General features: G+C 68.0%; 12 protein-coding genes. 6 read left to right on the top strand and 6 right to left on the bottom strand.

Going from position 1 to position 19,511, the window contains the following annotated elements; all coding sequences use genetic code 11:
• On the top strand, window positions 1–1,011 hold the full coding sequence (locus H305_RS0114830; protein WP_199791402.1) for an NAD(P)-dependent alcohol dehydrogenase: 1,011 nt from the start codon (window positions 1–3) through the stop codon (window positions 1,009–1,011).
• Between the two features lie 125 nt (window positions 1,012–1,136).
• On the opposite strand, the gene H305_RS54775 is transcribed toward H305_RS0114830, so the two are convergent.
• Both H305_RS54775 and H305_RS0114820 read right to left on the bottom strand, forming a co-directional pair.
• Window positions 1,137–2,831 carry an FAD-dependent oxidoreductase gene (locus tag H305_RS54775; RefSeq protein WP_037763947.1) on the bottom strand — a complete coding sequence of 565 codons (1,695 nt, stop codon included), beginning with the start codon at window positions 2,829–2,831 and terminating at the stop codon, window positions 1,137–1,139.
• Between the two features lie 55 nt (window positions 2,832–2,886).
• The gene (locus H305_RS0114820; RefSeq protein ID WP_234020816.1) at window positions 2,887–5,301 is read right to left on the bottom strand and encodes a SpoIIE family protein phosphatase; all 2,415 of its coding nucleotides are present in this window, start codon (window positions 5,299–5,301) and stop codon (window positions 2,887–2,889) included.
• Between the two features lie 248 nt (window positions 5,302–5,549).
• Here H305_RS0114820 and H305_RS49385 point away from each other — a divergent pair, with 248 nt between their 5' ends.
• From H305_RS49385 to H305_RS0114800, 4 genes are all read left to right on the top strand, one after another.
• On the top strand, window positions 5,550–6,539 hold the full coding sequence (locus H305_RS49385; RefSeq protein ID WP_051370590.1) for a helix-turn-helix domain-containing protein: 990 nt from the start codon (window positions 5,550–5,552) through the stop codon (window positions 6,537–6,539).
• A 284-nt stretch (window positions 6,540–6,823) separates the two neighbouring features.
• Complete coding sequence (locus tag H305_RS0114810) at window positions 6,824–7,342, top strand: (2Fe-2S)-binding protein (RefSeq protein ID WP_078629051.1); 519 nt, start codon at window positions 6,824–6,826, stop codon at window positions 7,340–7,342.
• 2 nt (window positions 7,343–7,344) lie between these two features.
• A complete protein-coding gene (locus H305_RS0114805; RefSeq protein WP_028801074.1) occupies window positions 7,345–8,334 on the top strand; it encodes an FAD binding domain-containing protein in 990 nt (329 codons plus the stop codon).
• A complete protein-coding gene (locus H305_RS0114800) occupies window positions 8,331–10,541 on the top strand; it encodes a xanthine dehydrogenase family protein molybdopterin-binding subunit (RefSeq protein WP_028801073.1) in 2,211 nt (736 codons plus the stop codon). Before H305_RS0114805 ends, H305_RS0114800 begins: the two co-directional genes overlap by 4 nt.
• Window positions 10,542–10,673: 132 nt before the next feature.
• On the opposite strand, the gene H305_RS49780 is transcribed toward H305_RS0114800, so the two are convergent.
• Both H305_RS49780 and H305_RS45905 read right to left on the bottom strand, forming a co-directional pair.
• Entirely contained in the window at window positions 10,674–12,638 is a 1,965-nt protein-coding gene (locus H305_RS49780) for a SpoIIE family protein phosphatase (protein ID WP_063611333.1), read from the bottom strand.
• A gap of 249 nt (window positions 12,639–12,887) precedes the next feature.
• Window positions 12,888–13,829 (bottom strand): helix-turn-helix transcriptional regulator, encoded by a 942-nt coding sequence (locus H305_RS45905; protein WP_051370589.1) that lies wholly within the window; start codon window positions 13,827–13,829, stop codon window positions 12,888–12,890.
• 485 nt (window positions 13,830–14,314) lie between these two features.
• Here H305_RS45905 and H305_RS45900 point away from each other — a divergent pair, with 485 nt between their 5' ends.
• Complete coding sequence (locus H305_RS45900) at window positions 14,315–16,792, top strand: SpoIIE family protein phosphatase (protein ID WP_234020812.1); 2,478 nt, start codon at window positions 14,315–14,317, stop codon at window positions 16,790–16,792.
• Window positions 16,793–16,946: 154 nt separating this feature from the next.
• Here H305_RS45900 and H305_RS0114780 read toward each other — a convergent pair whose 3' ends face one another.
• Together H305_RS0114780 and H305_RS0114775 are read right to left on the bottom strand one after the other, a co-directional pair.
• On the bottom strand, window positions 16,947–18,008 hold the full coding sequence (locus H305_RS0114780; RefSeq protein WP_234020809.1) for an ATP-binding protein: 1,062 nt from the start codon (window positions 18,006–18,008) through the stop codon (window positions 16,947–16,949).
• 362 nt (window positions 18,009–18,370) lie between these two features.
• Window positions 18,371–19,507 (bottom strand): serine hydrolase domain-containing protein, encoded by a 1,137-nt coding sequence (locus H305_RS0114775; protein ID WP_028801071.1) that lies wholly within the window; start codon window positions 19,505–19,507, stop codon window positions 18,371–18,373.
• Window positions 19,508–19,511: the final 4 nt, after the last annotated feature.

Genomic DNA, 19,511 nt, shown 5'->3' with positions numbered 1-19,511 from the left:
GTGCCCGAACCCGCACCGGACGAGATTCTGTTGAAGGTCGCCGCGACCGGCATGTGCCGAAGCGACTACCAGCTCGTCGAGGGCTATTTCAAAGGCCCGTTCCCCGTGGACTTCCCCTACATTCCCGGCCATGAGGTCACAGGCCGAGTGGCGGGACTGGGCAGTGACGTTCCGCAGTCCATCGGCTACTCCGAGGGCGACACGGTGGTGGTCAACCCCAGTTGGGGCGACGGCACATGTCGCCAGTGCCGTGAAGGCAACGAGCAGTTGTGCAGCGGTACCGGTCGGTGGGTGGGCTTCGGTCCTCCGGGCGGTTTCGCCGAGTACATGGCGGTGGAGCACCGTCATGCGATCCCGGTCTCCGAGGAGGCCGCGAAGACGCCGGAGCTCCTCGCGCCCATGACCGATGCGGGGATGACGCCGTACCGGGGGATGAAGAAGCTGCGGGACGCGGGCAAGCTCGGTGCGGGCCGCACCGTCGCGGTCACGGGCATCGGCGGTCTGGGCAGCTACGCGGTTCAGTACGCGAAGCTGCTCGGAAGCGGAGCGACGGTGGTGGCCCTCGCCCGTTCGGACAACAAGCTGGACGTGGCGAAGGAGAACGGCGCGGACCACGGCATCAACGTCAAGGACAAGTCCGCCGAGGCCATCCAGGACGAATTGGAGAGGCTGACCGGCCGGAGAACGATCGACGCCATCCTGGACTGCGTCGGCAGCGACGCTTCTGTATCCATGGGGTTCGACCTGCTGGGTCCTGAGGGCGCCTTGGCGGCCGTCGGTCTGATGAGCCACCGCGTCGAGCACAACCAGTTCCCCTTCGTGGGAACGGAGCTGTCCTACCTCGGTTCCTTCTGGGGCAACCACCTTGACCTGGTCGAGGTGCTCTCCCTCGCCGAGGCCGGCCTCGTCAGGCACAACGTCACCAGCGTCAAGCTCGATGACGTCAACGAGAATCTGGAAGCCCTGGGGCGCGGCGACGTCGTCGGGCGCCAGGTGATCGTCTTCGAGTGAGGCCGGCGCCGCCGTCCGCGCCGTGAACTCGTCGGCAGCCGAGGGCCGTCCCGCCATCCGCCTGCCCCGGGCGGGTGGCGTGCAGTGCACGCAGACCGAGCCCGACCGCCTTGTTCTTGTCACCATCAGGCGCGTGCGCCGGCCGCTGCCAGGGCGCGGTGTATCTCGGAGATCACCACCGATCCTTCGCCCACGGCGGACGCCACGCGCTTCACCGAACCCGCTCGCACATCGCCGACCGCGAAGATGCCCGGCACGCTGGCCTCCATCGCCATGGGCCTGCGGCCCGACGGGAACGCGGACGTGTCCGTCACATCGCCGCCCACGCGCACGAATCCCTTCGGGTCGGTCTCCAGACAGCCGTTGAGCCAGTCCGTGTTGGGCACGGCGCCCAGCATCAGGAAGACATTGGACGTGGGATCCACACGTGACTCCCCTGTCGCGCTGTTGCTCCAGCGCACGGACTCCACATGGCCGTTGCCCTGCAACGCGGTGATCTCGGATCGCGGGTGGACCGAAATCTTCGCGGATGCCTCGATCCGGGTGAGCAGGTACTGGGACATCGAGTCGGCGAGCCCTCGTCCCCGCACGAGGACGCGGACGTGACTGGCGAACTGGGAGAGGAACACCGCCGCCTGGCCCGCGGAGTTCGCTCCGCCGACGACAAAGGCTTCTTCGTCCGCGCAGAACGGCCCTTCGAGGGCCGTGGCGGCGTAGTGGACTCCGTTTCCTTCGAACTGGGCGAGTTCCGGCAGGTCCAGACGCCGGTAGTGAGCGCCGGTCGCCACCACGACGGTGCGGGCTGCGACTGCTTGGCCGTCATTGAGGAGCAGGGTGAACGGGCTGCTTGCGCAATCGACGCCTTCCACGGACCGGGGTATCGCGATGCGAGCGCCGAACTTCCGTGCCTGCACCTGGGCCCGTGCGGCAAGTTCATGGCCGCTGATGCCGAGCGGGAATCCCAGATAGTTCTCGATCATCGAGGAAGTACCCGCTTGTCCGCCGGGTGCGGTGGCTTCGATCACGACCGTGCTGAGGCCTTCGGACGCGGCGTAGACGGCGGCGGCCAGACCGGACGGGCCGGCGCCGACCACGGCGACATCGACGGTCTCGAGATCACTGAGGACCTCGACGATGCCTACGCAGCTGGCGACTTCAGCGATCGTCGGGTTCTCGAGGTAGCCGCCGGAGCGGCAGACGACGACCGGCCACCGCACCGACGTTCCCACGCCGTAGCTGTCCAGAAGGGCGCCGGCTTCGGATAGTTCCGGATCCACATGGTGAACCGGATAGTCATTGCGTTCCAAGAAACTTCGAATGCGGACGACGTCTCTGGAACTGGGCGGCCCGGCGAGCACGACGGTTCCGAGCCCGAGCCGAATGTATCTCAGACGCCTCAGGATGAAGGCTTTCAGTACGATGCGAGCGATGTCCGGCTCGTTCGAGATCATCCGGCGCAGCTGTGCGGGGCGCAAGCGGATTACCTCGCAGTCCTCGGCGGCCACCGCCTCGACCAGGGACTTCTGCCGGTTGAGGAGCGACAGCTCGCCCGTGAATTGGCCAACAGCGTACACGGTGATGATCCGCTCCTCGTCCGATTCCCCCGGGCTGCCCTCCTGGTAAACGTTTATCGTCCCGTCAAGAACGAGGTAGAAATCGAAATCCTGGGCGCCTCTGGAGTACAGCACCTGACCTGCCTCCAGCCGGTCCTGAAATCCATATCGGCGGAAACAGTCCACGTGTTCGTCCGAAAGGCGGGGGAAGACACTGTCGTTGTCGACCGGTGCATCCAGATTGCCTTCGTTCTCGAGGTAGTTCATGGCACCCTCTCGGGGGCAGTCGGAGTGACGGAGGCTCGAACCGTTGCCGCCGCCCTCACCCCACAGGTTCGGGAAGGCCCTGCTCGGCCCAGACGGTCTTGCCTTCCTCGGAATACCTGGTGCCCCACCGGTCGGAGAACCCGGCGGCGAGGAGCAGCCCCCTCCCTCCCTCTTCGGTGGTGCGGGCGTGCCGCAGCCGGGGCGAGGTGCTGCTGCCATCGGAGACCTCGCAGGTCAGAGCGTGGGTGCGGATCAAGCGCAGCGTCACGGGAGGTCTGGCGTACCGGATGGCGTTGGTGACGAGTTCGCTGGCGATCAGTTCCGTCGTGAACATCAGGTCGCTCATGCCCCATGCGGTGAGCTGCCGGGTCACCAGCGACCGGGCCGTGGAGACGACGGAGGGCTCGCTCGGCAGGTCCCACGACGCGACCTGTGCCGGACCGAGCGTGTGTGTACGGGCGACCTGGACGACGGCGTCTTCGCTCGGCAGTTCCGGGAGGAAGGCGTCGGTCAGCAGGGTGCACGCCTGGCGCACAGGTCCCGCGAACCGGTCGAGGAGGGCGGCCGCACGCTCGCGCGCCGGCTCCACGGGCCACTCTTGGAAGAGACCCTGGGTGTACAAGGCCAGCGTCGAGCCCTCGGCCAGTGCCAGGTCGATCGTCTCGAAAGGCCCGTCGGAACAGCACAGGGCGGCTCCGGTGGGATGCTTCAGGACGGTGTCCGTTCCGTCGGCGTGGACGACGACGGGCCAGGGATGGCCGGCGCTGGAGGCCGAGCAACGCCCCGACACGGGGTCGTAGATCAGGTAGAGGCATGTGGCGCCGGTCTCGTTCCCCTCCTCCGACCGCCCCGTGTGATGCTCCGGCCGTGTCGTCTCCGTTCCGGGGCGCTCGCCCAGGGTGAGCCGACGTGCGAGGTCGTCGAGCCGGGCGAGGAGTTCGTCCGGCTCCAGGTCGAGGTCCGACAGGGTGTGCACCGCCGCGCGCAGCCGGCCGGCGGCCGCCGCGGTCTGCAGGCCGCGGCCCGGCACACGGCCCGCGACAAGGGCTACGCGCGCTCCCGAGAGCGGTACGGCATCGACCCAGTCGCCGCCGGAGCCGGCTCGCACATAGGCGTGCGCCACATCAAGGGTGTCCGCCGGTGGAAGGTCTTCCGAGCGGAGGTCGCACTGCAACGCGGCCAGCGCATTGCGCTCACGCAGGTATCGGCGGGTGTTGTCGAGGCAGGCGGCGGTGCGCAGGGCTAGCTCTCCGGCCAGGACCAGATCGTCCGGTTCGAAGGGCCTGCGGTGCCTTTCGCGGCCGAACACGGCGAGCCCGAGGGCCCTGTTCTGGGCGACCAGGGGGACGAGCATCAGGGAGTGGACCTCTTTGCCGCACCCCGGCAAGGCGTTCAGTGACTGGCGTCCGACAGCGTCGAGCGGGTCGAGGATGCGCGGTTCGAGGTCGGCGAGTACCTCGGCGGCCGCGGTCACCAGTGGGATCGCACGGTCGAGGTGGGCCGTCGTCGGAGCACTCTCGTCACGGGACCGCGAAGCCGCACGACGCAGTACGGTGTCCGGTCGCACCGGACCGGCTTCGAGTTCCTCCCCCACCAGGACCGGTTCCAGTATGTCCACGGCCATGGTGTCGGCCAGTCCGGGTACGGACACTTCGGCCAGGCCACGAGCGTTGTCCAGCACGTCCAGCGTCGCCCCGATCCGGGTGCCGGCCTGCGCGAGCACCTGCAGCCGCCGCTGTGCGAGGTGGCGGTCGGTCACATCGACGGTGGCATCGGCAAGGCCCAGGAGCCGGCCTTGATCGCTCACCAGCGGGAAGACGGAAGCCGAATAGACGTGCTCGTGATCGGGGTCTCCCGGTGGGCACATCCGCTTCTCGACGCCGAGCGCCGGCCGGCCGGTGTCGAGCACCTGCTCCATCACGCGCTCCATCGCCTCGACGGCGACGCCGGGCCATGCCTCGGCGGGGCGCTTGCCGACGGCGTCCGCGAGGGAGGTGTTCTCCATGCCTTCCGCCGTGGAGTTGAACCGGATGATCCGCAGATGAGGGTCGAAGAGATACAGGCCCACGGGCGAGACCGTGAAGAGTGTCTCCAGGAGGGCCTGATGCAGTTCCGACGTCGCATGCTCCCCGTCCACCGGAGTGAGCGTCACCTCCCATCGCGCCTCGCCGTCGCCCACGCGATCACGACGCACGTCCAACCGGCATGACAGGCACGGTCCGTCCGTGCGTTGCAGCCGAACCGTGAGGCCGTCACCGGCGCCGAGAGCCCGCTCCGCGGGCACGACATCGGCGAGCAGATCCCCCGCCGAGCGCCCCAGCACCGCGCGAGCGGGATGGCCCAGCAATCGTTCGGCCGCGGGACTCCATCCGACGACCACGCCCGCGTGATCAATGAGGATATGGGCCGGCTCTTCCGCCCGGACCACCGTGTGATCGCCATCGCGCTGGGTGGCCTCAGATACACCCATGGTCGTCAGCTCTCATTCGCTTCAGAACTCGGTACGCCCCCAGTGTCCTCCGAGACCGTGACAGGTCGCACGCTCGTGTTCGCGACGGGACGGCACCCGAATCCGCACGTCCCGACTCTCCGCATGCCGGACGCCGACGCTCGCGCAAGTGCGCCGAGCTTCACACGTCCGTAAATTGGTGAGTCTCGATGCCCCCCATGCCGCTGCGGCCGGACACGTCAGGACGTTCAGGCGCCGCGAGGACCGTCATGGAAGCCGGAACACCACCCCACTCGTCCAAGAGCAGCCCACTCCCGCTGGCGTCACTGAACATCGCGCCACAGCCACTGGAGGGAGCGCGTCGTCTGCTGCGCGAGTGGAAGCCCCGGATCTGGCAGCACTGCACAGGACTCTGTATCCCGGCGTACTCGGGCGTCAGGGGCTTCCGTTTCGAAGCCTTCGGATTCGTGCTGAGAGACCTGTCCTATGCCCACCAGCACACCGACGAGATCACCGGAGTGTCGGGGGGCGGTTGCACGATCGATCCGGTCGTCCTTCAATACGTCCTCACCGGATGGATCCGCTTCGAGAACAAAATCAGCGCCTTCACCCTCAAACCCGGCAAGCTGTTGATCCGCGACACGGCCACGCCGTGGCGCTTCATGGTCGGGCACGCGACCGTCTCGCGTTGGATGACGGTCCCCAAGCCCCTGCTCGCCGACCACCTCGGCGGCTCGCACGTCCTCCGCCCGTACATGCTGTGCGACCTCGCCGATCCGCAGGCCCGTGTCCTGATCTCGTACCTGGAGACGCTCCGGAACGGGGACGCGGTACACGCGCTCTGCCCCGCCGGGCAGCGGGCTGCTCAGGAAGCAGCCCTGTGCCTGCTCGGTGGAGTCGTCACCGGGCAGGGTACGACCGACGCACAGCAACTCGGCAACGCGATTGTCGCCGTGGCGAAGCGAACCATCGACCGGCACCTCGGTGATCCTTCGCTGTCTCCCGCCGCGGTCGCGGCGGCACTCGGAGTGTCCGTCCGCACGCTCCACCGTTCCTTCGCCGCTGAGGGCGAGACCCCGATGGCGTACCTGCGGCGACGCCGGCTGGACGCGGCACGCGACGAACTGGCGCGGGCCGGCACGGGGGCGAGGATCGCCGACGTGGCCGCTCACTGGAAGTTCTCGGATGCCAGCCACTTCACACGGCAGTTCAAGGAGGCATACGGCACGACGCCCACCGTCTTCCTGCGACACGTGTGAGCCCCGACGGCAACATGTGCCCCGGTCAGGGGCACACTTCAACTTCTGCGGGCCGGACGGAACGTCGTTAGGCTTGGGCGACGGCAATGACGGGTTGGTCACGTTCTCCGGTGGACGTCTCCATGACAGGGCCCTCGCTCCCGGTAGGCACTCGCATCCGTAGTGTCCCGGCCGGGACACTACCGACGTGGTGTGGGGCACGGTGCGGCACATCGACGGACGGGTCGCGTGTGGAACCCCTGGCTCAGCAGACGTTCCGCCCGAGGGATCGGAATCGAGGCGCCATGAAGCATGTGGAAGCCGAGGCGCGGACGGCAGGGCAAGCGCCGCCGGAAGTACCTGAGGTCGACGTGACCTTGAACGTGAACGGCACATCGCACCGGCTCCGCCTGGACACCCGGGTCACACTGCTCGACGCGCTGCGTGACCATCTGGGCCTCACCGGGGCGAAGAAGGGGTGTGACCAGGGTGCGTGCGGGGCCTGCACGGTCATGGTCGACGGGAAGCGCGTGGTGTCGTGTCTCGCCCTGGCCGCTCAGTGCGAGGGACGCGAGATCACCACCGTGGAGTCGCTGTCCGTGGACGGTGAGCCGCACCCCATGCAGGAGGCGTTCGCCCGTCACGACGCGTTCCAGTGCGGTTACTGCACGCCGGGGCAGATCATGTCCGCGGTGTGTCTCATCGCCGAGGGACGAGCGAACTCGGAAGAGGACATCCGTGAGTTCATGAGCGGCAACCTGTGCCGCTGCGGCGCCTATCCGAACATCCGCGCCGCAATTCGCGATGTGGCCGCGGAGGGTTGACGATGCATCCCTTCGAGTATGCCCGCGCCACAGACGCCGACCAGGCCGTGGCCACGGTCAGTGCCGATCCGGACGCGACGTTCCTGGCCGGCGGCACCACCCAGCTGGACCTGATGAAGGACGGCGTTCTCCACCCCGACCGCCTCGTCGACATCACCCGCCTCCCCCTCGGCGGCATCACACACACCGACTCGGCCGTCCAGGTCGGAGCGTTGACGACCATGGAGGAACTGGCCGCCGACCCGGTGATCGCGGAGAGGCTGCCCTTCATCCGCGAGGCACTTCTGCTCGGTGCCTCGACCCAACTGCGCAACATGGCCACGATCGGCGGCAACCTGCTGCAACGGGCCCGGTGCCGCTACTTCAGAGACCCCACCGTCGCCGCCTGCAACAAGCGCGACCCCGGCTCGGGTTGCGCCGCGATCGCCGGCATCCAGCGGATGCACGCCATCCTCGGCACCAGCGACCACTGCATCGCCCTGCACGCCTCGGACGTCGCGGTGCCGCTGACAGCACTCGACGCGATCGTCCACACGCAGGGCATGGACGGTTCACGGTCGATTCCCATGACCCAGTTCTACCTGCCGCCGGGCGACACACCCCATATCGAGAACGTGTTGCGGCACGGAGAGTTGATCACCGCGGTCGACATCCCGCTGCTCGACGCCGGAATCCGGTCCCACTACGTCAAGGTCCGCGACCGCGCCTCCTACGAGTTCGCGCTCACCTCGGCCGCGGTGGCTCTAGTGACCGAGGACGACGTCATCCAGGAGGCGCGCGTGGCGCTGGGCGGAGTCGGCACCATCCCCTGGCGGGCCTGGGACGCGGAGGACGTCCTGCGCGGCAACCCCGCGGGCACCGACCTCTTCCGCGCCGCGGCGGAGGCGGCCCTCGAGGGCGCCAGGCCGCTGCCCGGCACCGCCTTCAAGGTGGAGTTGGCCAAGCGCACTCTCGTACGCACCCTCGAGACCGTTGCAGGAGCACCATCATGACGACTCTCGAAGCCGGCAGGATCGTCGGTGCGGGCCTCGACCGGGTCGACGCCCCACTCAAGGTGACCGGAGCGGCCCAGTACCCCAACGACTTCACCCTGCCCGGCATGACACACGCCGCCCTGGTGGGCAGCACCATCGCCGCGGGACGCATCACCGGCATCGACGCGTCCGAGGCGCTGGCGGCTCCTGGTGTGCTGACCGTCATCACCCATCTGACCGCGCCGAGCCTGGAACCCGGCCCGATGACCCTGCTGGGCGGATCGCCTCCGGCTCCGCTGCGGGACGACCGCATCCTGCACCACGGACAGCACGTCGCGATCGTGGTGGCCGAGAGCGCCGAACAGGCCCGGTACGCCGCGCGGTTGATCCGCATCCAGTACGAAGCGACGAAGGCCCTGCTCGACGTGGACGACCCCCGGGCCGAGATCGTCGTGAACCCCTGGGACATGGACACCGAACGCGGCGACGTGGGCGCGGGATTCGCCCAGGCGGACGTGGTCGTCGAGGGGACCTACACCACCCCGGACAACACCAACAATCCGCTCGGTCTGATGACCACCGTCGCGTCCTGGCAGGGTGATTCGCTGACCGTGCACGACTCCACTCAGTGGCCCCACAACGTCCGTTCGACACTCGCCGCGGTCTTCGGGATCCCCGAGAGCGGCATCAGAGTCCTGGCCCCCTTCGTCGGTGGCGGCTTCGGCGCCGGACTGCGGGTGTGGTCCCATGTGATCCTCACCGTGCTGGCGGCCCGTGAGGTCAAACGCCCGGTCAAGCTGGTGCTGACCCGGCCCGAGATGTTCACCTCCGTCGGGCACCGGCCCAACAGTGTCCAGCAGATCAAGATCGGCGCGACCCGCGACGGGGACCTCGTCGCCATCGAGCACCACGGCATCTCCTCCGTGGCGATGGAGGACGACGACTACGAACCGGTCTCCGCCGGTTCTGCCGTCGCCTACGCCTGTCCCAACGTCCTGACCCGCGACCGCCAGGCGCGCCTGAACATCCCCTGCCCGGGCTCCATGCGCGCACCGGCGGAGGGACAGGGCAACTTCGCCCTGGAGTCGGCGATCGACGACGTCGCCCACGCCGTCGGCATGGATCCCCTCGAGTTCCGCCTGCGCAACTTCGCGGACGAGCACCCGCTGCGCGGCCTCCCGTGGTCGAGCAACGCCCTGCGCGAGTGCTACCTCGAAGGCGCCGAGCGGTTCGGCTGGTCGCGACGCGGCCGGGAACCGGGCTCCATGCGCGAAGGAAACCTGCTCGTCGGCTACGGTCTGGCGGGCGTCTCGTACCCGTTCTACCAAGTACCGTGCCAGGCCCGGGTATCCGTACGTCATGACGGCTCGGCGTACGCGCGCAGCGCCGCCACCGACATCGGAACGGGCACCTACACGGTCATGACCCAACTGACCGCCGAGCTCCTGGGCCTGGACGTCACCCGGGTGCGTTTCGACCTCGGCGACTCCGACATGCCGTACGCCCCCCAGGCCGGCGGATCCGGTCTCACCGGGGCCCTCGCCAACGCCGTCCACGCCGCCTGCCGGCGGCTGACGCGGGAATTCCTCGATGTCGTGCGCGACGACACCCGGTCCCCCCTGCAAGGGGCCTCCGCCGAAGACGTGGCGGTCTCCGACGGACGCATTCACCTCGTCGAGGATTCCGCGCAGGGCGAGTCCTACGTGGGCATCCTGGCCCGTCACGGCCTGGAGGAGCTCAGCGCCGACGGCAGAAGCACCCCGCCTCGTGCCGAGGACCTCGGGATGGCCCCCGCAGGTGCCTTCGGCGCAAAGTTCGTCGAAGTGCGCATCGACCCCGCGCTGGGTCTACTGCGGGTGGCACGGGTGGTCTCCGCCATCGACGGCGGTCGCATCCTGAACGAGAAGACGGCGACCAGCCAGATCATCGGCGGCACCGTGGGCGGCATCAGTCAGGCCATGTTCGAGGAGACGGCCACCGACGCCGTCACCGGGCGCATCGCCAACGCGACCTTCGGGGACTACCTGATGCCGGTGAACGCCGACGTCCCCGACATCGAAGTCCTCTTCGTCGGCGGCCCCGACCGGGCGACTCGCACGGGAACCAAGGGAATCGGCGAGGTCGGCCTGGTCGGTCTCGCCGCGGCCATCGGCAACGCCGTCTTCCACGCCACCGGGCACCGCGTCCGCTCGCTGCCCATCACGATCGACCAGCTCATGCGCTGAGCAGGGCGGCACGCGGAAGGACGGCCGCTTGGTGATCTCGGCTACGAGGGCGCGCCCGCCGTCCTGCGGGCGACAGTCGGTGGACGTCGGACTTCGCTCTCCGCACCCTGAACAGGGGCCCGCAACGGGGCGTCATATGCGCCTAATGACCAGTACGGCCACGTCGTCGAGATGGTCCACCGCGACCGCAGCATGGAGGATTCGGTCAGCGATCGCCTCGGCGTCGAGTCCGTCGTGGAGGGCTTCGGCCGCCGAAGTACCGACCCGCTCCAGCCCTGCCTCCAGCGTCAAGCCCGGCCCTTCGACCACACCGTCAGTGACCATGATCAGCGCGCTGCCCTCCTCCAGCGTGAATGTCTCCCCGAGGTAGTCGGTTCCGGACAGGACTCCCAGCACCGGACCACCCGGTAGCTCACGGATGTCACTGGTGCCGTCCTCGTGCACACACACCAACGGCACGTGGCCTGCGCTCGTTCCGGTGACCTGCCCTTCGCGTGGACCGATGTACAGCATGGTGCAGCTGGCGAATCGTGTGGCGTTCATCGTGACGAGCAGTTCGTTGGTGCGCGTCAGCACGGTGCCCGGCTCCGTCTCGTGGGGGGCGATCGCGCGGATGGAGGTACGCACCTGTCCCATGAAGGCGGCGGCATCCACGTCGTGTCCCTGGCTGTCGCCGATTTCCACGGCCACCGCACCGTCGGGCATCACGAAGGCGTCGTACCAGTCCCCGCCAATGTCGAGCCCGTCTCGGCTGGGCCGATAGCGGGCGGCGACCTCCAGCCCCGGGAGATGCTCGGGCATCCTCGGCAGCATGCTCTGCTGGAGCGCCGCGGCCAACTCGATTCGGGCCTGCTGCAATCGGATCCGCCTGAGTGCCTGGCCCGCCAGGTCGGCCAGCGTACTCATGAGGGCACGCTCGTCCGGCGATGAGTGATGCTCGCTGTCGTAGGTCACCGCCCAGGCCCCGAGCGGCTGATCGCCGACCGGGCTGAGCGGGGCGATCGATATGGCGATGAAGGAGCCGAGCCACGCGACACCGGCGGACTGCGGCCAGTCACGCAGGAGTTCTTCGTGGTTGGGGACGAAGTACGGCGTGCCGGTTCGGATCGCGCAGGTCAACGGTTGCTCTTCATCGAGGGACACGCCCTCCATGGCGTCGCTCTGCTGCGGGTCGACCATGGCATCGGAGGAGGCGTGCAGGAGCCCGGTCTCATCATCGAGGAGCGTGAGCACGGCGCCGGTGCCGCCGAAAGTGGAGGCAACCCGCGTGAGAACGGCCTGCTGCAGTTCCTGCTCGGTAGCGGCGGTGATCAGCGCGGCGGAAAAGGCGGCGATCTCGTCGGCCCGCTGCCGTTCGGCCCAGAGCGAGGCCAGCGCATTCTGTCGGCCCGCCTCTAGCAGAGTGTCGTCGCGGATCACCCCGAAGACCTGCTCAGGGCCCTGATAGCCCAGCTGGATCCGCCGGACCTGGCAGGCGATGTGACTCCACCCATCGTTCTCGGTACGGAATCGCAGGCTGACCCAGGGCGACTGGGCTGCGGTCGAATGCACAAGTCGTCTGAGGGCCGTCCGGTCATCTCGGTGAACGCTCCGGATCACCCTTGACAAAGAGGTCGAGGCCTGCGGGAACAGAGAGGCCAGGGCGGGCGCGCCACCCAGCCAGTCGAGCCGGTGCTTCCGCGGTGCGTACATCCAGAGGCCAAGATCCGCGGCTGTGGCAGCCAGCCGGAACGGGATCAGCAGGCCGCCCGGGTCGTTTCGCGCATCCACCGAATGCACCCAGACCAGCCGCTCGCGACCTGCGTCATCCTTCACCGGCCGGGCCTCGATGAGGCTGACCACGGACGCACCACCCGGTGCACAGAACTCCAGCACACGCATCGCGACGGTCTTCGTCGTGGCCCCGTGTATCAGCAGACTCTCCGCCGAGGCTCGCTGAGTTTCGGGCAGCAAGCTGGGGAAGTCATAGCCCACGCACTCCTCAGCCGCCCTGCCCAGTGTCGCGGCCATCGGGTCGTTGAGGGAGTGGATGGTGCCATCCAGCGTCAGAAGAGCCGATGGGGTGGCCCACCGGAGGAATTCGTCCCGGGCATCCATCTGTCGCTCCCTGGCAACCCTCGAGCGATCACCCTTATGATCCTCCTCCATCGTATTCCGGTATTTTCTGCGCAGCCCGTGAACCTGCCGGACGTCAACACCTGTATCGACGCCTGGGTGACGCAGTGCTGCAGTTGACAACTGAGGGTTTCAGTCGGCCACTCCTGCCCTAGCAGCTTTCTCGCCAGGAGAGCTCTCGCTGCATCGGATCCGCCCACGATTCGGAGCGGCGAGAGCCGAGGACTCACATCAATCCCGTTTCCTGTGAAGTCGGAGCTGACGGTCGGCCAGTCGCTCATGACTGCTCGCGGAACCGGCCTGCACCGAGATGTCCGGGTCATCGAGCCGGCCAGCGAGGGCGCGCAAGGCCTCCGAAGACGGAGATCCGAAGGGCGCCGTACTCACGGACAGCCACTGGTCCGGGTCACCGGGAAAGATGAGATTCTCATAGTTCAAGGCGACTTCCCCGAGCAGGGGATGCCGGTAGTGCCTGGTGCCGTGAGAGAACTCTTCCACATCGTGCGCGGCCCACCAGCGGATGAAATCTTCGTCAGCGGTCGACAATTGATCAGTCAGCTCAGCAAGTTCGGAATCCTCCGGATGCCGACCTGCATAAAGATGCAAAGCGGTGACAATCATGCGGGCAGCCATTTCCCAGTCGATAAATAGCTCACGCGCGACCGGGTCCAGAAATATGAACCGCGCCAAATTGCGTTCACGGGCCGGCACGGCCTCGAAATCGATGAATACTGCGCGCGCCATCCGGTTGAGGGCGAGGATGTCCATGCGGCCGTCCAGAATCATGGCAGGGGTGTCCTGTAGAACCTCAAGCAGTGCGTACGCACCCGGACGCACCCGCCGCGGAAAAGCAGACTGGCTCGCTCTGGCCACGGACTGTGGCCTGGCCAGATTAAACAGATGCGCACGTTCGACGTCGTCGAGACGCAAAGCCCGGGCCACTGCCTCCAGAACTGCTTCCGAGGCGTTGGCGACCCGGCCGCGTTCCAGACGGATGTAGTAGTCCACACTCAATCCGGCCAACAACGCAACTTCCTCCCGCCGGAGCCCGGGGACACGGCGACTCCTCCCCGGCGTGACCCCGACGCTCTCAGGAGTCACGCGGGCACGCCGCGAGCGCAGATAATCGCTCAGCTCTTTGTTGTCGTATGAACCGGACGACCCCTTGACCATATGTTGAGGCTAACCTCGGTGCGCCACCCCGGCAAGTTGCCTGAAGAGCAATGTGGGGCGCCACTGAGTGGATTCAGCGTCAGAGAAGAATGACCCCTGAAAGTGTCGTCCGGCAAAACAAAACGAGGCCTCACCACTTGCCTCGGGGGCCAGCGAGTGACGGCCGAGGAATAGAAACTTTCCGAACATGATCTCGACGGTGAATAAACAGGTTCGAGATCGCCTCAATGCCGCACCGCATTGTTGCGGAAGTGGGCCGTAGAGGACGCTCCGCGAGGGAAGGGGGTCCTGTCAGTACCTGGACCAGCAGGCCATGGCCGAGGCGGGCCCCCTTGACCGCCCCCGACTGCCCTGCCGGCTGGTTCCCTGGACGGCAGGTCAGCAGAAGCCCGCGCTCACGCAGACCACTACGACCTTGATCCCTGGCGTCGGCTTCTCCTCGCACCTACGCAGCCATGCACCTGATGGGAAGAACCATGATGATGATGAGCACTGGCCAAACCGCACTTGTCGAGCGGCTGAAGCCCCGCGAGATGTCCGACGCAGCGATGGCAGTGCTCGACGAGCAAGGGACAGTGGTCGGGTGGACGCCGACCGCTGAGAGTCTTGTCGGGCACTGCGCTCAGGACGTGGTGGGCCGGTCGGCCGCGCGCGTGCTGCCGTGCGATGAGGAGGAGCTGCAAGTATCCGCGTTCGCCCGGCAGTGTCGTGCCCAGGGTGGCTGGTCCGGCACCGCCGCGGTCCGCCACCGCGACGGCCACACGCTCGAACTGAATCTGCGCATCTCGCTGTTGCGGGGGCAGGACACAGCCTCGCGGTGGCTGATATCCCTGACCGACGCAGCTGTGCTCTCCTCGGGGACGGCCGATGCATCGCTGCGCGAGCCGCTCCTTGTCCCCCCGCCCATCGGCATCGTCGTTCATGATCCGCAGCTTCGTTGTACGTGGGTGAACGACGCCATGGAGCGCCACGACGGCGTGCCTCGTGAACGACGGTTGGGACGTCCGCTCACCGATTCGATGCCCGGCTTCGAAACCGAAGCGTTCGAAACAGCGATGCGGCGGGTGGTGCAGAACGGCACCAGCACGGTCCACGAGTACCGGGCATGGCGGGCGCGCCGTGAGCACACGTTCTCGGCGTCGTTCTTCTGCCTTCAGGACGCGGACGGGGAGGCGTCGGGAGTGTGCTCCGTGATCGTTGATGTCACCGGCAGCCAACGGCTGTGTGAGCGCCTTGCCGTCCTCAGCGAGGCCAGCACGCGCATCGGCAGCACCCTGGACGTCCTGCAGACCGCGCAGGAACTGGTCGACGTCGCCGTGCCCCTGCTGGCCGACTACGCCATCGTCGACCTGGCAGATTCGGTTCCGCTCGGTGAAGAGCCCTCTGTCCGAACCGACACCATGAGCGATCGCCCCTGCATTTTTCGCCGCTCTGGTTTGGCCTCGATCCACCAGGGAGTGCCGGAGTCACCGTGGGTTCGAGGCGAGTCGGTCCTAGTCTCGCCGACCTCGCCGTTCGCCAGAGTCCTGCGCACGGGGAGTTCTCACTTGGAGGCGGTGCTGGACACCTCTCCGGGGACATGGATCGACCACGATCCATGTCGGGCGGAGAAGATCCGCGAGCACGGGATGCACTCCCTGATGGTCGTGCCCATCCGCACGCGCAGCGCCGTGCTGGGTGTGGCGTTGTTCGCACGCACCGCGGACCCAGCGCCCTTCCAAGAGGATGACCTGCTCCTGGCCGAGGAACTGGTCACCCGGGCTGCCCTGTCGCTGGACAACGCTCGCCGATACGCGCGCGAACGCACTGCCGCTCTCGCGCTGCAACGCAACCTGCTTCCGCACCGCTTGAGAGGCGGCACGGCAGTCGAGGCGGCCTCGCGCTACCTGCCGGCCGACATGGACGCCGGTGTCGGGGGCGACTGGTTCGACGTCATTCCGCTGTCCGGCGCACGGGTGGCCCTGGTCGTCGGTGATGTGGTCGGACATGGCATCAACGCCGCCGCGACCATGGGCAGGCTCCGCACCGCGGTGCACACGCTCGCCGACCTGGAACTGCCCCCCGACGAGCTGCTGGCCCAGCTCGATAACACCGTCCGGCGGCTCACCGAGGGAGACGCCGACTCTCCGGACCACACCCCCGCGGTTGTCGGCGCCACCTGTCTGTACGCGGTCTACGACCCGGTCACCCGGAAGTGCACCATGGCTCGAGCCGGTCATCCCCCGCCCGCGATCACCGACCCACAGGGCCATGTCACCTTCCCCGACCTGCCCACGGGAGCCCCGCTCGGCCTCGGACTCGGCCTGGTCCCCTTCGGCGCCGTGGAAGTGGAACTGCCCGAAGGCAGTCTGCTCGCGTTCTACACCGACGGCTTGGTCGAGTCCCGTGACGACGACATCGACGCCGGCATGCACCGCCTGGGCGCCGCCCTCGCACGGACCGGTCAGTCCTTGGAGGACCTGTGCTCCTCCGTGATGGAGAGTCTGCCGACTCAGGCACCATCCGACGACGTCACTTTGCTCCTTGTCCGCACTCGCACAGTCAACGCGACCCAGATCGCCTCATGGGACCTGCCGCCCGAACCGACCGTCGTCCGCGCCGCCCGGCACATGACCGCCCGTCAGCTCGGCGAGTGGGGGCTGGAACATCTCGTCTCCAACACGGAACTGATCGTCAGTGAACTGGTCACCAACGCCATCCGCCACGGCGCCGGCCCGATCCGTCTACGGCTCATCCGGCACCAAGTCCTCACCTGCGAAGTCTTCGACAGCGGAGGCTGCTACCCGCGCCTGCGTCATGCTCGCTCGGTCGACGAGAACGGCCGGGGCCTCTACATGGTTGCTCAGTTGTCCAGCAGATGGGGCTTCCGTTCCGCAACGGGCGGCAAGCTCGTCTGGGTCGAACAGGATCTCCCCTCTGCCCCCTCGCACGCTCAGGAGCCGGGCCTGGCGCCGCACCGGTAGAGCTCGGCGAGCGGCAACGTGCGTTCCGTGAGGAGCCTGGGCCGCGGCTCACGCCGGCACCGGCGTGGTAGTGACCTGGATGGCGCCGGCGTCGGCGAAGGCCGCGAATCCCGTGCTCACCGACTGGATCTGTCGGTCAGCCGCGGCGCGTCGCTCAGGTGATCCTGCCGATGACGGCCGCGGCCAGTTTCGGATGTTCTTCCAGCCAGGTGCCCATGTGCTTCCGGACGGCCTCCTGGACGCAGGCGTGCACCGCGGCACCGCCGAGCAGGCCGCGCGTGGCGCCTTCGAATTCGGGCCGGTCGAGTTTCACCGAGATGACCACCGTGAGGCACTCCATGATCCGGTCGGCACCGATATCGGGTTCTGCGGCTTCGAGCAGCTGTCGCCCCCGCGCGAACGCGTTGACCGCGGCCGCCGCCCCGTCGCGGAACCCCGCCACGTGCGCCCCGCCTTCGGGCGTGGGTGAGCTGTTCGCAAAGCTTCGGACACGCGCTGCGGCGGTGTCGGACCAGCCGAGTGCCACCTCCATGGTCCCCGCCATGCGTGGGTCCTCGTGCTCGAAACCGATGATGTCCGCATGGGCCGCCGCCTGAGCGTCGAGGGAGGCGACGAGGTCGCGGACTCCGCCCGGGTGGCGAATGCGCAGTGACCGTGCCTGGCCCGTGGGGCGCCGATCGGTCAGTGAGAGGGTCAGGTTCCGGTTGAGGAAGACCAGTTCACTGAACCGCTGCGCGAGCGCGTCGAACGAGCACTCCACCGTGCTGAATATGTCGGCGTCGGGCTGGAAGGCGATGGTCGTGCCGGTGCGGGTCGCCGGCCCTTTCCGTGTGGGCGGCGCGACGGCCTCGCCGCGCGCGTAGTCCTGCACCCAGTGCATCCCGTTGCGCCGGACCTCGGCCGTCAGGTGACGCGAGAGGGCGTTGGTGACACTGGGGCCGATACCGAAGAGCCCCAAGGTCACGGTGTGACGGCCGGCGGGCCGTGCCGCTGCGGGCATGCGGGTCAGCAGCGCTTCGAGGCTGGGGGTCTCGGTGTCCCCTGCGGCTGCGACGGGGATTCCCGGCCCGTCGTCGGTGACCCGTACGGAGCCGTCGGGGGCCAGCGTGACGTCGACGGACTCGGCGCGGCCGGCGAGCACTTCGTCGACCGCCCGGTCGACGACCTCGAACACCAGCTGATGCAGGCCGCGTTCGCCGGTCGACCCGACGTACATGCCCGGTCGCTTCCGGATGGCTTCCCTCCCTTCGAGTACCTGGATATGAGTGGCGTCGTACGTCGCGCCGTCCCCGCCCATCAAGCCCCCAACGAGTGTCCAACAGTGCTCGCCAGCTTAGGCCGATCCTTGGAAAGCGCCAGGTCAGAGCCGCTTTGTCGACGGCATGGACGGGCGGCTGAACGCCTGTCGGGAGCCGGTCGACCAAAGGGGATTCACATCGCGCCCGCACGGCGACGACGACCCCGCCGAAGCCGTGCGCGAGCCTGTCTTCGACGACCGCTGGGTGCCCAATTCAGTTGGATCGCATCACGGTTCGGAGTCCCCTTGCAGGGGCACGATGAGGGCTCTACAGCGAGGTCTCAAGGGTGTACCGCGCCGTACAGCGCGTCCAGGAGATCGAGCGGGCGCCGGTCCGGGAGGTCCGCGCGGATCAGGTTCATCGTGTAGGAGAAGCCGATCCCTTCGGAGGGCCAGGCGCCGTGCCGCGAACCGCCGGCACCGGCATGCCCGAACGTGTCGGGTGGCGGACCGAACAGCGCCAGTTCGGTGCGGAGTTCGAATCCCGTGCCGTACGCCATCGGGCTGCCCCACAGTGGCGCGATTCCTCGCCGCAGTTCACGCCGCCCGAGTTCCACGGTCGCCGGTGCCAGTACGCGTACCCCTTCGAGTTCGCCGCCCTGTGCCAGACAGGAGTAGAAGCGAGCCATCGAACGGGCCGTCACATGCGCACCGACCGCGGGGAATTCGGCGCGTCGGAAGGCGGGGCTGTTCCAGAGTGCGGGGGCGTGGGGGGTGAGCAGGGGGTTGCGGATCAGAGCGAGGAGCGGGTCGTCGTCCTCGGCGTGCGGTTGCAGGACGTCCGGGCCTGCGAGCGTCGTCGCGGCCCGGTGATGCTCCTCGTCCGGCAGTCCCAGCCAGACGTCGAGCCCGAGCGGGCGGGCGAACTCCTCGGCGAACAGGGCCCCGACGGTCCGTCCGTCGACCCGGCGCACCAGCTCGCCCGCCAGCCAGCCCCACGTGAGCGCGTGATAGACGAACCCGGCCCGCGGGTCCTGCGTCGGGGCCTGCGCGGCCAGGAGTTTCGCCATGTGCTCGTGGTCCAGCAACTCCTCGGCAGTGAAGGGCGCTTGTACGCCAGGCAGTCGTGCCTGATGGGACAGGATCTCGCCGACTGTGATCCGGCCCTTGCCGGCGGCCGCGAACTCCGGCCAGTAGCGCGCGGCGGGCGCGTCGATGTCCAGCAGTCCGCGTTCCGTCAGCAGGAGGACGCAGGCGGCCGTCAGGCCTTTGGCACCGGAGAAGACCAGCTGGAGCGTGTCGCTGTGCCAGGGGCGTCCGCTCGACGGATCCGCGGTGCCGCCCCAGAGGTCCACGACGGCTTCGCCGTGCCGGTAGGCGGCGAAGGCGGCGCCCACCTCGCCGTGCCGCTCGAAGTTGCGGGCGAAGACCCCGGCCACCGCCTCGAAGCCGGGTGCGGTGAATCCCTGAACGTCCATCTCG

The organism is Streptomyces sp. 142MFCol3.1 (assembly GCF_000424945.1).
In the GTDB taxonomy this organism is placed as follows: domain Bacteria; phylum Actinomycetota; class Actinomycetes; order Streptomycetales; family Streptomycetaceae; genus Streptomyces; species Streptomyces siamensis.
This window is presented reverse-complemented; position numbering and strand designations above follow the sequence as displayed.